The following is a 14,805-nucleotide window of genomic DNA, read 5'->3' on the forward strand; positions in this document are numbered from 1 at the left end:
TGCCCGCCTCCACGCAGGCGGGTGACGTCACCGCGGCCGGGCTGGAGCGGCCCGGGCATCCGCTGCTGTCCGCTGCCGTACGGGTCGCCGACACCGGCGGGCTGGTGTTCAGCGGACTGCTGTCCCCGCGCACGATCCCGTGGCTCGCCGACCACCGGGTGCTCGACCGGACCATCCTGCCGGCCACCGCCTACCTCGAACTGGCCGTGCACGCCGGTGACCAGGTCGGTCTCGGGCAGGTCGCCGAACTAACCCTTGAGACCCCACTGGTGCTGCCCGAGCGCGGCGCCGTGCGGTTCCAGCTGGCGCTCGCGGGCCCGGACGAGGACGGACGGCGGACGTTCGGCGTTCACTCGCGCTCCGCCGACGCCGGCCCCGACGAGCCGTGGACCCGGCACGCGCAGGGCCTGCTCGCCGAGGGGCCGGACACGGAGCCCGCCGCCGACGCGGACCTCGCCGGCGCCTGGCCGCCGCCGGACGCCCAGCCGGTCGAACCCGGCGGGCCGGGTGAGGACGGTGACTGGTACGAGCGGTTCACGGCCGGAGGTTTCGCCTACGGGCCCGCCTTCCGTGGACTCGGCCGGGTCTGGCGGCGCGAGGGCGAACTGTTCGCCGAGGTCGCCCTGCCGCAGGCGCACCGTGCCGAGGCCGCCCGGTACGCGATCCACCCCGCGCTGCTCGACGCGGCCGTGCAGACCCTGCTCGTCCGCGCACTCGACGGCGCCGACGCAGAAGCGGCGGCCACCCTGCCGTTCGCCTGGCACGGCGTACGCCTCCGCACGAGCGGCGCGAGCGCGCTCCGCGTCCACCTGGTCCCCGGCGAACGCCCCGACGCGTACGCGGTGTCCGTCACCGGAGCCGACGGCCGGTCCGTCGTCACGGCCGACGGGCTCGTCCTGCGCCGGATCGCCGCCGGACAGCTCCCCGGCGCGCCCGGCCCCACAGCGGCCGGCACGGCGCCGCCGCTCCTGGTCCAGCGCTGGCGCCCCGCCGACCCACAGCCCGTCGCCCCGGCACCGGAGAGCGTGCGCTGGGCCCTGCTCGGTGAGGGCGGCGGCGGCCTCGCCGAGACGCTCGACGCGTCCGGCGTGCACCTGGAGTGCTACGCCGACCTCGCCTCCCTCGCGGCGGCCGTCGACACCGGCACCGCGCCGCCTCCCGTCGTCCTGACCTCGTTCCGCTCCGCCCCCGGAACGCCCGCGCCGCAGGCCGCCCGGGAAGTGCTGGGCACGGCCGCGGACCTGCTGCGCGCCTGGGTGGACGACGACCGCATCGCCGGTTCCCGCCTGGTCCTCGTCACCCGGGGTGCGCTCGGCACCACGCCGGACGAGGACGTGACGGACGTCCCCGCCGCCGCCCTGTGGGGGCTGGTGCGGTCCGCCCAGCTCGAGCACCCCGACCGGTTGCACCTGCTGGACCTGGACACGGCCGGCACACCTGGCGCCGAGGAAGCCGTCACGGCCGCCGTCGCCGCCACCCACCCCGAGGCCGCGCTCCGCGCCGGAACACTGCTGCTGCCCGGCCTGGACCCGCTCGCCCGAGCAGCGGCAACGGCAACGGCAGCGGCAGCGGACGAGGCGGAGACCTCGGCGACCGAGGGTCAGGTCGACTCCCACACCCCCTTCCCCGCGCACGGCACCGTCCTCGTCACCGGCGCCACCGGCGCGCTCGGCGGCCTCGTGGCCCGGCACCTCGTCACCGTCCACGGCGCGCGCAGCCTGCTGCTGGCGTCCCGGCGCGGCGCCGACGCACACGGCGCCCATGCCCTGCTCGCCGACCTCGCCACGCACGGAGCGGACGCCACCCTGGTCGCCTGTGATGTCGCCGACCGGACCGACCTGGAGGCGCTGCTCGCCAAGGTCCCCGGGGACCGGCCCCTCACCGCGGTCCTGCACATCGCCGGAGTCGTCGACGACGCCACGCTGGCGTCGCTGACGGACGCCCAGCTGGACGCCGTACTGCGGCCGAAGGCGGACGCCGCCTGGCTGCTGCACGAACTGACGCGACATCAACAGCTCTCGGCGTTCGTGCTGTTCTCCTCCGCCGCGGGCACCTTCGGCGCGGCCGGGCAGGGCGCCTACGCCGCCGCGAACACGTTCCTCGACGGGCTCGCCCGGCACCGCCGGGCCCGGGGCCTGGCCGCCACGTCCGTCGCGTGGGGGCTGTGGGCCGCCGACAGCGGGATGACCGCCGGCCTGGCCGCCGCCGACCGGGAGCGCATGGCCCGCAACGGCATGCTGCCCCTGAGCACCGACGACGGCCTCGCCCTCCTCGACCGGGCGCTCGGCGCACCCGACCCGGCCGTGGTGGCCCTGGCACGACAGTCGCCCGCCGCCTCCCGCCCCCGGACCCGCCGGTCCGCGGCCGCGGGGACGGACGGCGGGCGGACGCCGGCCGCTCGGCTGGCCGGCCTCGACCACGCGCAGCGGCTCGCCGTGCTGGTGGACGCGGTCCGAGAGCAGGTCGCCGTGGTCCTCGGGCACGACACCACCGACGAGGTGCCGACCGACCGGCAGTTCGCGGAACTCGGCTTCGACTCGCTCACCGCGGTCGAACTGCGCAACCGGCTCGCCTCGCTGACCGGCCTGCGTCTGCCGCCCACGCTCGTCTTCGACGTCGACACCCCGCAGGCGCTCGCCGCGGACCTCGCCGGGCGGTTCGCCCCGGACGCCGACCCGGACACGGCCACCGGGGACGGGGCCGGTGGGGAGCCCGGGCGCTCCGGCGCGCGCCCCGAGGACACTGTGGGCGCGCTGTTCCGCACCGCCTGTCGGCAGGGCCGCGTCGACGAGGGCTTCGCCCTGCTGCAGGCGGTCGCCGAACTGCGGCCCACGTTCGACACACCCGAAGGGCTCACCGGCGCCGGACTGCGGCTCGCCGCCGGCGACGAGGGCGCCCCGCTGGTCTGCTTCAGCTCCTACGTGGCACTGGCCGGCGTCCACCAGTACGCGCGGTTCGCCTCCGCGTTCCGCGGACGCCGCGACGTGTGGGCGCTGCCCACCCCCGGCTTCGGGCGCGGCGAACCCCTGCCCGCCGCGCTGGACACCGTCGCCCGCACCCAGGCCGCATGGGCGCTGCGCTGCGCCGACGGCAGGCCCTTCGTCCTCACCGGCTCCTCCTCCGGCGGTGTCCTCGCCCTGGCCGCCGCCCGGCACCTGGAGAAGGCCGGCCGGCCCCCGCTCGGAGTGGCGCTGCTCGACACCTACATGCCGCGCGCCGACTCGCCGTTCACCCGTTTCTCGGCCGAGATGCTCGTCGGGATGTTCGACCGGGAGTCGATGTTCGCGGCCATGGACGCCGACCGGCTGTCCGCAATGAGCTGGTACATCAACATGATCGGCGAGTGGGATCCGGGCGCCCTGTCCGTGCCGGTGCTGCTGGTGCGGCCGAGCGAGCCCCCGGTCACCGTCGCCGGGGGCGAGCCGGGGGAGTGGCAGAGCTCCTGGGACGGCGCCGACCGCGTGGTGGACGTGCCCGGCAACCACTTCACGATGATGGAGTCGCACGCCGCCACCACCGCGGGCGCCCTCACCACCTGGATCGACACGGTCCTGCCGCCGTACACCGCCGACCGGGAACCGGCCCACCGAACCGAGGGAGCATGATGCGGGTCCTGTTCGTCAGCCTGTCCGAGAAGTCCCACATCTACCTGATGGCACCCCTGGCGTGGGCGCTCACCGCGGCCGGCCACGAGGTCCGCGTGGCGAGCCAGCCCATGGCCACCGAGACCATCACCCGCGCCGGACTCACCGCCGTACCCGTGGGCAGCGACCATGCCATCCACCGCGACATGGCGGCCTACCGCGAGTCGCAGGACTACCGCACGGCCAACTGGAGCCGCTGCGAACGCGCCGACGTCGACTGGGCCGAGCTGAAGGAACGCTACGAACTCAGCGTCCCGTACGCCTTCGCCGTCTACAACGACTCCATGATCGACGACCTTGCTGCCTTCGCGCAGGGCTGGCGGCCCGACCTCGTGGTGCGCGACCCCCTCGCCTACGCCGGCGCCGTCGCCGCCCGCATCGGCGGCGCGGCCCACGTGCGGCTGATGTGGTGCGCCGACGTGTGGGGCCGTACCCGGCAGACCTATCTGGAACTCATGGCGGAGCAGCCCGCATCCGAACGCGTCGATCCGCTCGCCGACTGGCTCGCGGCCCGGTGCGAGCCGTTCGGGTTCTCCTGCGACGAGGAGATGCTGCACGGTCAGGCCACGATCAGCACCCTGCCGTCCGCCCTGTCCGTCCCGACGGCCTCGCGGGAACTGCCCATGCGGCACGTCCCGTACAACGGGCGCGCCGTGGTGTGGGACTGGCTGCGCGAGGCCCCGAAGAAGCCGCGGGTCTGCCTGAGCCTCGGCGCCTCCAACACCGAGGACTACGGCGGCGACTACGTGTCCGTGCCCGAGATCCTCGACGCGCTGGCCGACGAGGACGTCGAGGTCGTCGCCGCGCTGCTGCCCGCCCAGCGCGAGCAGCTCACCTCGGTCCCCGACAACGCCCGCGCCGTCGACTCGGTCGCCCTGCACACCCTGCTGCCGAGCTGCTCGGCCCTCATCCACCACGGCGGCTACGGCAGCTTCGCCGCCGCCATGGTCGCCGGGGTGCCCCAGTTGATGCTCTCCACCCTCGTCTCCGACCACGAACTGCGCGGCCGCGCCCTCGAGCGCGCCGGGGCCGGCGTCTACCTGCACCACCGCGACGCCACCGCGGAGAACGTCCGCGACCACATCCGCCGGCTCACCGGCGGGACCGACGCCGCGGACGCGGCCCGGCGGGTGCGCGCCCACTGCGCGGCCATGCCGAGCCCGGCCGAGGTGGTGGCGTCCCTCGAACGGCTGGCGGAGGTCAGCTGACCGGCCCGCCGCGCCCTTCAACTCCCTTGCCCTACTGAGAACACAGGAACAGGACAGACACCATGAAGATCACCGTGGACCGTGAGCGCTGTGTCGGAGCCGGTCAGTGCGTGCTCGCCGCCGCAGGCGTCTTCGACCAGAGCCGTGAGGACGGCCTGGTCGAACTGCTGCAGCCCGAGCCGTCGCAGGATCTGCACGCCGCCGTCACCGAGGCGGAGCTGATCTGCCCGTCCGGCGCCATCGAGATCCAGCCCTGACGGCCGGCCCCTTCACCGACGACACGTAAGGCGGGACGGAAACCGTGAAGGCTCTCGTGCTGTCGGGAGGTGCCGGGACCCGGCTGCGGCCCATCACCCACACCTCCGCGAAACAGTTGGTGCCGGTCGCCAACAAGCCCATCCTCTTCTACGGCCTCCAGGCGATCGCCGACGCCGGGATCACCGACGTCGCCATCGTCGTCGGTGACACCGAGGCCGAGATCCGGCAGGCCGTCGGCGACGGCTCCGACTTCGGCATCGACGTCACCTACCTGCGGCAGGAGGCCCCGCTGGGCCTCGCCCACGCCGTGCTCATCGCCCGGGACTTCCTCGGCGACGACGACTTCGTGATGTTCCTCGGCGACAACTTCGTCTTCGGCGGCATCAACGACGCCGTCGAGGAGTTCCGCAAGACACGCCCCGACGCCCAGCTGCTGCTCACCCGCGTCCCCGACCCGTCCGCCTTCGGCGTCGCCGAACTCGACGAGCAGGGACGCCTGGTGCGGCTGGAGGAGAAGCCGAGCCGGCCCCGCAGCGACCTGGCGCTCGTCGGCGTGTACCTGTTCGGCCCGGTCATCCACGACGCCGTACGCGCCGTCGAGCCCTCGCCGCGCGGCGAACTGGAGATCACCGACGCCCTCCAGTGGCTGCTGGACGGCCGACGCGACCTGCGCACCACGGTCATCACCGGCTACTGGAAGGACACCGGGAACGCCGCCGACATCCTCGACGTCAACCGCCGTCTCCTCGACCTGCTGGAGTACCGGGTCGACGGCGACGTCGACGACGCCAGCGAGATCGTCGGCCGGGTCCGCATCGAGGCCGGCGCGACCGTGCGCGGCTCCCGGATCGTGGGACCCGCAATCATCGGTTCCGGCACCCTCGTCCAGGACTCCTACATCGGCCCGTCGACCTCCATCGCCGAGGACTGCGCCATCCGCAACAGCGAGATCGAGTTCTCCATCGTCCTGCGCGAGTCCAGCTTCGACAGCATCCGCCGGGTGGAGCGCTCCCTCGTCGGCCGCAACGTGCACGTCTCCCTCGGCCAGCGGGTGCCCGCCGCCCACCGGCTCGTCATCGGCGACCACGGGCGGGTGGAGATCTCCTCATGACCGCCCGCATTCTGGTGACCGGCGGCGCCGGATTCATCGGCTCCCACCACGTGCGCACCCTGCTCGGCCCCACCGGGCCGGCCGACGTCGCCGTCACCGTCCTCGACAAGCTCACCTACGCGGGCAACCCCGCCAACCTGGACGCGGTCCGAGGCCACCCCGCGTTCGCCTTCGTCAAGGGCGACGTCTGCGACCGGGAACTCGTCGAGGACCTCATGGCCCGCCACGACGAGGTCGTGCACTTCGCCGCCGAGTCCCACGTCGACCGCTCCATCGCCGACTCCGCCGCGTTCGTGCGCACCAACGTCCTGGGCACCCAGACCCTGCTCGACGCGGCCCTGCGGCACGGCGTGCGCACCTTCGTGCACGTCTCCACCGACGAGGTGTACGGCTCCCTCGACACCGGCGCCTGGACCGAACAGAGCCCGCTGCTGCCCAACTCGCCGTACTCGGCGTCCAAGGCCTCCTCCGACCTCGTCGCCCTCGCCCACCACCGCACCCACGGCCTGGACGTGCGCGTCACCCGCTGCTCCAACAACTACGGCCCGCACCAGTACCCCGAGAAGGTCGTCCCGCTGTTCGTGACGAACCTCCTCGACGGCCTGAAGGTCCCCCTGTACGGCGACGGCGGCAACCTCCGCGACTGGCTGCACGTCGACGACCACGTCCACGGCATCGAGCTGGTCCGCACCCGCGGCCGGGCCGGCGAGGTCTACAACATCGGCGGCGGCACGGAGCTGACGAACCGGGAACTCACCGACCTGCTCCTCGACGCCTGCGGCGCAGGCCCCGACCGCATCGAGCACGTCCCCGACCGCAAGGGCCACGACCGCCGTTACCGCGTCGACTGGACCAAGATCCGCGACGAACTCGGCTACCGGCCCCGCACCGACTTCACCACCGGCCTCGCCCGGACCGTCGACTGGTACCGCACCCACCGCTCCTGGTGGGAACCGCTGAAGACGACCCCCGGGGTGACGCGGTGAGCGAGCTGAAGGAGATCGTCGTCGTCGGCGCCGGAGCCGCCGGCGCCACCACCGCCGAGAGCCTGCGCCGCCAGGGCTACGAGGGCCGCCTCACCCTCGTCGGCGCCGAACCCCACCCGCCCTACGACCGGCCGCCGCTGTCCAAGCAGATCCTCACCGGCCGCTGGGAACCGGACCGCATCCGGCTGCGCAGCCGCGAGGCGTACGACCGGCTCGCCGTCGAGCTGCGCCTGGGCAGCGCCGTCACCGGCCTGGACCGCACCGGCCGCACGGTGCACCTCGCCGACGGCTCCCGGCTGCACGCCGACGCCGTCGTCGTCGCCACCGGCGTACGGCCCCGGCGACTGCCCCGCACCGACGACCCCGACCGGCCGGATGCGCCCGCCGGCGTGCACGTGCTGCGCACCCTCGACGACGCCCTCTGCCTGCGCGAGGCCCTCCTCGCCGGCCCGCGCCTGGTGGTGGCCGGCGCCGGGCTGCTCGGCACCGAGGCCGCCGTCGCGGCCCGCGTCCTCGGCGCCGACGTCACCTTGCTCGGCCCGGCGCCCGTGCCGCTGCTCGACCTGCTCGGCCCGCAGGCCGCCGCCCTGGTCGCCGCCACCCACCGGGACCTCGGGCTGCGCGTCCACCCCGGCCGGGTGACCGCCGTGACCGCCGACCGCGGCACCGTGACCGGCGTCCAGTTGGCCGACGGCGACGTGCTGCCCGCCGACGTCGTGCTGGTCGCCACCGGCTCCGTGCCCAACACCGAGTGGCTGCACGGCAGCGGCGTCCCCGTGGACGACGGCGTCGTCTGCGACATGCTCTGCGCGGCCGAGCCCGGCGTGTGGGCCGTGGGCGACGTGGCCAGCCGGCCCGACCCGCGCACCCGCCGGCGCCGACGGGTGGAACACCGCACGCACGCCACCGAACAGGCCGTGGCCGTCGCCCGCAACATCCTCGCCGGCTCCGCAGCACGCCCCTTCGCACCGCTGCGGTCCTTCTGGACCGACCAGCACGACCTGAAGATCCAGGTGTTCGGTGACCTCGCCGGCACCGGCCGCTGCCACGTCCTCGAAGGCGACCCCGCCGAACGGAAGTTCACCGCCGTGTACTGCGCCGCCGACCGCGTCCTGGGAGCCGTCGCGGTCAACATGCCCCGCGAGGCGCTGCGACTGCGCGCGGCCGTGGAGACCGGGGAACTCCCGACGGACCGCCCACCCGAGCCGGCACCGGCGGGCGCGACGGAGGCGTGAGGGCCGCCCGTGGCGCCGGCCCCGCCAGGCCGGGGCCAGGGGCGGCCCCAGGCTCCACGGCGGTCACCCGGACGCGCCTCCCACGGGCCCGCAGGCGCGGTCGTATCTGCGATCGGGTCGCTGACCCGGCCGAGCCCGCTCACGGAGTCCGCTCACGCAGCCCGGCTCGCCGCAAGCCGGCGCCACCCGCGCACCAAGTGCGGGCGAGTCGACGCCGAGCCGCCCGCGTGCGAGGCAGGCCGGCACACGCGCTCGGCACGGCGCAGGACGGACGGGGAAGGCGGGAGGCGAAGGTGGAAGGGAGGCGGACCGCCCGGGTCAGAGGTGGTCGTGGCCGCTGCCGGGCGCGGGCGCCGTACCGCGGCCGCCGTCGCGCGTCGGGGAACCGGAGTCGGGGGACAGGATCAGCCACAGACCGGCCCGCGCGTGGTAGATGTTCACGATCACCAGCATCAGCAGCGTGAACACGCCGTACTGGGCGCCGTTGAGGGCCGGCACCAGGTGCACGGGCAGGGCGTACGCCATCAGCGTGCGGACGCCGGAGTCGACGAGCAGGCCGATGCCCCACATCACCGTGGTGACCCGCCAGATCCGCCGGAACTGCGGCTCCTCGTCCCACAGTTCGTCCCAGTCCCGGCCGCCCCAGGCCCGCCGCTCCAGCAGCCGCCTGGAGAAACCGAACGCCAGCGGCCGTCTGCCGCGCAGCGACACCAGGAAGCCCGCTCCGGCCACGCCGGTCAGCCATCCGTCGCGCAGCAGCAGCAGCCGCGGGCCGCCGCCGACCACCGACACGATGATGCTGAGCACCAGCATGACCGTCACGAACACGCCCAGCACATCCACCCGCCGGGTCCGCGCGAAACGCAGCAGCGTCGCCACCGCGGGCACCACCGCGCCCGCCGTCAGCGCGAGCACGTCGCCCACTCCGGCCGCCGTCAGGCCGTAGTACAGGCCGATCGGGACACCGAAGTCCACGAGGACGGTCAGCAGCACCGGCGGCCCGGAAGAGGAGTCGGACGCCGCACGCGGGGTGTCGCCGCCGCGGGCGGGGCGGTCGGGGGTCGGCCGGTCCGGCAGGGTGCTTCCGCCGCTGGTCATGCGCTCTCCGTCCAACGGAACCGTACTCGAACGATTGCCGGGCGGCCCGCGCCTCCGGCTCCGGAACGGCGGAAGCGGCCACCACGCGTCAGCGTACGTGCGGACCCCGCCGACGGCCCACGGCGACCGACCGCATCGGGCCAACCCTTTGGAATTCCCTAGACCTCGACGGCGACCCACCGGGCCCGCAGCACCCCGGTGCTAGCGTCGGGCGCCAGGTCGACCCCGTGCACACGACCCGCCCGTCCCGCCGCGGCCGCAGAACCCCGAACTCTGCCCAGCTGGCTCGGCGTTGAGCCCCGTCACCCTCCGCTGACCCAGGAGACATCCGTGACCGACGTTCGAACAACTCCCGAGTCGCCTGCGCCGACGGAAGCCATTCCAGCGCCCGGCCCCATGCGGCTGAAGGACATGCGCGAGGTCGTACGGAACGTCCCGCGCTACCTCACCGGCCTGCGCGACAAACACGGCCCGCTGGTCCGCGTCCCGATGGGGAAGACCGACGCGTTCCTCGTCAGCGACTTCGACGTCGTCCAGGACGTCATCATCGCCTCCAGCCGGCGCTTCGACAAGGACGCCCAGAAGACCGGCCCCGGCCCCGACGACTGGGGCTCCACCCTCGAACGCGTCCTCGGCAAAGGCCTGGTGACCAGCGTCGGCACCCACCACCGCCGGCAGCGGCGGCTGATCCAGCCCGTCTTCCACCGCCAGCGCATCGCCGGCTACGGCACCGCGTTCGCCACCATCGCCGACGAGGCCGCCGCCAAGTTCACCGACGGGGAGCGGTTCAACTTCCACGAGGCGATGTACGAACTCGCCCTCGGCATGGTGACCCGCACCCTCTTCGACGTCTCCCTCGACAGCGAGGCCGCCGACCGCATCCGCACCGCCTTCCCCCGCGAGGGCGGCCCGCTGCGCTGGGAGCTGAGCCCCTTCGGCAAGATCCTGCTGCGCCTGCCGCTGCGCGCCAACCGGCAGTTCAAGCGCGGCCTGAAGGCCGTCGACGACATCGTCTACGGCATGATCGAGGAGCGCCGCAACGGCCCCGGCGACGGCGAGGACCTGCTGTCCGTGCTGCTCACCGTCACCGACGCCGACACCGGCGAACACCTCACCGACCTCGAGCTGCGCGACGAGGCCATCACCCTGCTGATGGCCGGCCACGAAACCTCCTCGGGCGCCCTCACCTGGGCCTACTACCTGCTCGGCACCCACCCGGAGATCCGCGAGAAACTGCACACCGAGATCGACGAGGTCCTCGGCGACCGCCTGCCCACCGTCGCCGACCTGCCCAGGCTGCAGTTCGCCGACGCCGTGTACTCCGAGGCGCTGCGCCTGTACCCGCCGGCCTGGGTCCTCGTACGGCGCGCCCTGGAGGACTACACGGCCAACGGCTACCACATCCCCCGCAACGGCGTCCTGATGGTCAGCCCGTACGTCCTGCACCGCGACGCCACCTGGTGGCCGGAGCCGGAGCGGTTCGCGCCTCAGCGGTTCCTGCCCGAGCCCGACCCCGACGACCCGCTCACCGGGCACGCCAAGGTCCCCGGCCGCCCCAAGCTGGCCTACCTGCCCTTCGGCGCCGGACCCCGTCAGTGCATCGGCAACGTCTTCGCCCAGATGGAGGGCGTCATGGCGCTGGCCACCCTCAGCAGGCACTGGGAGTTCGAGGCCGTCGGCAACCCGCCGGACCGCGTCACGAGCGACTTCACCCTCCAGCCCCGCGGAGGCCTGGAAATGGTCGCCCACCGCAGGCGCCGAGGGACCGTGAACGGCCGCTGACCAGCGCCGAACTAGTAGAAGTCTCCCTAGATCGCCGGCTGCCTGCGGGACTCCCTCGCAGGCAGCCGCCAGTATGACAAGCATCGCAACCACCGATTGTCCCGCGGATGGCGCGGCAGTCGGATCCGGCCGGAACGCGCGGCCAGAAAATGAGCTGGATCCGTAGGGCGGAGGCAGTGGCCGTGGTGCCAGAAGACGCACACGCACGGGAAAACGTGTCGGTACCCCGTCGGGAATCCCGTCCGGCGGACTCCGGCGGCGCGGGCGCGGACATCCCCGGAACGCACTCCGCCCAGGACGGCGCGACGGCGGCCCCGCGGGACGCGATCGCCGTGGTCGGCGTCTCCTGCCGCTTTCCCCGGGCCTCCGGCCCCGCCGCATTCTGGCGCCTGCTCCTCGAGGGCGAGAGCGCCGTCACGGAAACCCCCGCCGACCGCCTCGGCTCCCTCGCCGCCGTCGCCGACCCCGCCACGCCCGCGACCCCCCGCCGCGGCGGCTGGCTCGACCACGTCGACCGCTTCGACGCCGGCTTCTTCGGCATCTCACCGCGCGAGGCCGCGGCGATGGACCCCCAGCAGCGCCTGGTCCTCGAACTCGGCTGGGAGGCCCTGGAAGAGGCGGCCGTCGTCCCCGGCCGGCTGCGCGGCAGCCGCACCGGCGTCTTCGTCGGCGCCATCTGGGACGACTACGCCGCCCTCGCCCGCCGCCTCGGCCCCGACGCCGTCGGCCGCCACACCCTCAGCGGCCTGAACCGCGGCATCATTGCCAACCGCCTCTCCTACGTCCTCGGCCTGCGCGGCCCCAGCCTCACCGTCGACGCAGGCCAGTCCTCCTCGCTCGTCGCCGTCCACCTCGCCTGCGAGAGCCTGCGCCGCGGCGAGAGCGAACTCGCCCTCGCCGGCGGCGTCAACCTCACCCTCGCCCCCGACAGCGACCTCGCCTGCGCCGGCTTCGGCGCGCTCTCCCCGGACGGCGCCTGCTTCACCTTCGACGCCCGCGCCAACGGCTTCGTGCGCGGCGAGGGCGGCGCCCTCGTCCTCCTCAAGCCCCTCGCCCGCGCCCTGGCCGACGGCGACCGCGTCCACTGTGTCATCCGCGGCACCGCCACCAACAACGACGGCGGCGGCGACGGCCTCACCGCCCCCCTGCGCGAGGGTCAGGAGGAGGTCCTGCGCCTCGCCTACCGCGACGCCGGCCTCGACCCGTCCGAGGTCCAGTACGTCGAACTTCACGGCACCGGCACCCGGCTCGGCGACCCCGTCGAGGCGGCCGCCCTCGGCGCCGTCGTCGGACGCGCCCGCACGAGCGGCCCCCTGCTCGTCGGCTCGGTGAAGACGAACATCGGGCACCTGGAGGGCGCGGCCGGCATCGCCGGACTGGTGAAGACCGTGCTCGCACTCCGCCACGGCCGCATCCCCGCCAGCCTCAACCACGAGCAGCCCAACCCCGCCATCCCCCTCGGCGACCTCAACCTGCGCGTCGCGACCGCGCCCCGGCCCTGGCCGGGCGGGTCCACGCCACGCCGGGCCGGCGTCAGCTCGTTCGGCATGGGCGGCGCCAACTGCCACGTGGTCCTGGAGGAATGGCCCGGCACCGAACCGGCCGGCACAGCGGACGGGCGGCCCGAACAAGGCCGTGGCGCTTCGGCGGCCGCCGCGGACGACACGGACGGCACGGACGGCACGGACACGACGGCGCGCCACGCGACCGGCGCGGCCCTGCCCGACACCGGCCGTGCGCCCCTGCCCTGGATCGTCTCCGGCCGGACGCACAGGGCCCTGCGCGCCCAGGCCGAGCGCCTGCTCTCCCACCTGGCGGCCCACCCCGCCGCCGACGCAGCCGACGTCGCCTACTCCCTCGCCGAGACGCGGACCCGCTTCGAGCACCGCGCCGTCGTCCTCGGCACGGACCGCGAGGCCCTGCTGCGCGGCCTGACGGCACTGGCCTCCGGCACCCCGACCCCCGACGTCGTCACCGGAGTGTCCGAACCATCCGCCACGGCCCCGAACGAGGGCACCACCGCCTTCCTCTTCGCCGGCCAGGGCTCGCAGCGCCTCGGCATGGGCCGCGAGCTGTACGAGACGTACCCGGTGTTCAGGCAGGCCTTCGACGCGGTCGACGCCGAGCTCCCCTTCGACCTGCGCGAGATCGTGTTCGGCGAGGACGCCGACCGCCTGGACCGCACCGAATACGCCCAGCCCGCGCTCTTCGCCCTCGAAGTCGCCCTGTTCCGCCTCGCCGAGTCCTTCGCGCTGCGCCCCGATGTGCTCTTCGGACACTCCGTGGGCGAGATCGCCGCCGCGCACGTGGCAGGCCTGTGGTCCCTGACCGACGCCTGCCGCGTCGTGGTCGCGCGCGGCCGGCTGATGCAGGCGCTCCCCGACGGCGGCGCCATGGTCTCCGTCCAGGCCACCGAGGACGAGGTGCTGACCCTGCTCGCCGGACGGCAGGACCGGCTCGGCATCGCGACGGTCAACGGCCCCACCGCGGTCGTCGTCTCCGGTGCCGCCGACGCCGTGGAGGAGGTGGCGGCCCACTTCCGCGCCCTCGACTGCAAGGTGACGGCCCTGCGCGTCAGCCACGCCTTCCACTCGCCGCTCATGGACCCCATGCTCGACGAGTTCCGCACGGTGCTCGCCGGCGTCGACTACGGCCGGCCGGCCCTGCCCATCGTCTCCGACGTCACCGGTCGCACCGCCACCCCCGACGAACTGACCTCCCCGGACTACTGGAGCCGCCACGTCCGCCACACCGTGCGGTACGCCGACGCCATCCGCACCCTGCAGGCCCAGGGCGTCCGTCACCTCGTCGAACTCGGCCCGGACGGTACCCTGACCGCCCTCGCCGAGCAGACCCTGGACACCGACGACGTCCTCGCCGTCCCCGCCCTGCGCAAGGACCGCACCGGCGCCCGCGCCTTCCTCGAGGCGCTCGCCGCACTCCACACCGCCGGCCTGCCCGTCGACTGGACCCCCGTCCTCACCGCGCACGGCGCCCGCCGCACGGACCTGCCCACCTACGCCTTCCGCCGCCGCCGCCACTGGCTGCCCGACACGAGCACCGCCCCGCAGACCGGGGTGACCCCGGCCGGGCCGCGGACGGCCGACGTCGACGGGGAAGGCGCCGAAGGCGTCCAGGACATCGAGGGTGTCGAGGATTTCGAGGGCGTCGAGGACGCGACCTCGGCGCTGCGGGCCCGCCTCGACCGGCTGTCTCCGCGCGAGCGCCGCGCGGCCCTGCTGGACCTGGTCCGCACCCACGCCGCCGCCATCCTCAGCCACGACTCGGCGGACCAGGTGGAACCCTGGCGCACCTTCAAGGACCTGGGCTTCGACTCCCTCACCTCCGTCGACCTGCGCAACCGGCTCAGGGCCGCGACCGGGCTGCGCCTTCCGGCCTCCCTGCTCTTCGACCGTCCGACACCGGAAGCGGTGGCGGGTCACCTGGAGGAGCACCTCTCCCCAGCCGCCGACCGCGATCACC

General features: G+C 74.4%; 9 protein-coding genes. 8 read left to right on the forward strand and 1 reads right to left on the reverse strand.

Annotation, left to right across the window (positions count from 1 at the left end; translation table 11 throughout):
- From AC5WRT_RS37975 to AC5WRT_RS38000, 6 genes are all read left to right on the forward strand, one after another.
- The coding region (locus tag AC5WRT_RS37975; RefSeq protein WP_496101058.1) for an SDR family NAD(P)-dependent oxidoreductase at positions 1-3,605 on the forward strand (3,605 nt) is incomplete at its 5' end.
- Positions 3,602-4,852: an activator-dependent family glycosyltransferase gene (locus AC5WRT_RS37980; protein WP_496098748.1), complete on the forward strand. Its 1,251-nt coding sequence runs from the start codon at positions 3,602-3,604 to the stop codon at positions 4,850-4,852. The genes AC5WRT_RS37975 and AC5WRT_RS37980, both read left to right, overlap by 4 nt.
- Before the next feature lie 62 nt (positions 4,853-4,914).
- Positions 4,915-5,109, forward strand: coding sequence for a ferredoxin (locus AC5WRT_RS37985; protein ID WP_496098749.1), 195 nt, complete (start codon positions 4,915-4,917; stop codon positions 5,107-5,109).
- A 44-nt stretch (positions 5,110-5,153) separates the two neighbouring features.
- On the forward strand, positions 5,154-6,221 hold the full coding sequence (locus AC5WRT_RS37990) for a glucose-1-phosphate thymidylyltransferase (protein ID WP_496098750.1): 1,068 nt from the start codon (positions 5,154-5,156) through the stop codon (positions 6,219-6,221).
- The gene (rfbB, locus tag AC5WRT_RS37995) at positions 6,218-7,207 is read left to right on the forward strand and encodes a dTDP-glucose 4,6-dehydratase (protein WP_496098751.1); all 990 of its coding nucleotides are present in this window, start codon (positions 6,218-6,220) and stop codon (positions 7,205-7,207) included. The genes AC5WRT_RS37990 and rfbB overlap by 4 nt, the downstream gene beginning before the upstream one ends.
- Positions 7,204-8,442, forward strand: a complete 1,239-nt coding sequence (locus AC5WRT_RS38000; RefSeq protein ID WP_496101059.1) for an NAD(P)/FAD-dependent oxidoreductase — start codon at positions 7,204-7,206, stop codon at positions 8,440-8,442. Before rfbB ends, AC5WRT_RS38000 begins: the two co-directional genes overlap by 4 nt.
- A gap of 318 nt (positions 8,443-8,760) precedes the next feature.
- On the opposite strand, the gene AC5WRT_RS38005 is transcribed toward AC5WRT_RS38000, so the two are convergent.
- Positions 8,761-9,540, reverse strand: coding sequence for a VC0807 family protein (locus AC5WRT_RS38005; protein WP_496098753.1), 780 nt, complete (start codon positions 9,538-9,540; stop codon positions 8,761-8,763).
- 396 nt (positions 9,541-9,936) lie between these two features.
- On the opposite strand from AC5WRT_RS38005, the gene AC5WRT_RS38010 reads away from it, so the two are divergent.
- Both AC5WRT_RS38010 and AC5WRT_RS38015 read left to right on the forward strand, forming a co-directional pair.
- On the forward strand, positions 9,937-11,322 hold the full coding sequence (locus tag AC5WRT_RS38010) for a cytochrome P450 (protein ID WP_496098754.1): 1,386 nt from the start codon (positions 9,937-9,939) through the stop codon (positions 11,320-11,322).
- Positions 11,323-11,537: 215 nt separating this feature from the next.
- Positions 11,538-14,805 (forward strand): type I polyketide synthase (locus AC5WRT_RS38015; protein WP_496101060.1); only part of this gene is annotated, 3,268 nt, incomplete at its 3' end.

Source organism: Streptomyces sp. NTD91 (genome assembly GCF_059510455.1).

Excerpts from the sequence above, each read along its gene's own strand:
- AC5WRT_RS38010 (WP_496098754.1), top strand. The coding sequence starts at position 9,937 with ATGCGGCTGAAGGACATGCGCGAGGTCGTACGGAACGTCCCGCGCTAC.
- AC5WRT_RS37985 (WP_496098749.1), top strand. The coding sequence starts at position 4,915 with ATGAAGATCACCGTGGACCGTGAGCGCTGTGTCGGAGCCGGTCAGTGC.
- AC5WRT_RS38005 (WP_496098753.1), bottom strand. The coding sequence starts at position 9,540 with ATGACCAGCGGCGGAAGCACCCTGCCGGACCGGCCGACCCCCGACCGC.
- AC5WRT_RS37980 (WP_496098748.1), top strand. The coding sequence starts at position 3,602 with ATGATGCGGGTCCTGTTCGTCAGCCTGTCCGAGAAGTCCCACATCTAC.
- rfbB (WP_496098751.1), top strand. The coding sequence starts at position 6,218 with ATGACCGCCCGCATTCTGGTGACCGGCGGCGCCGGATTCATCGGCTCC.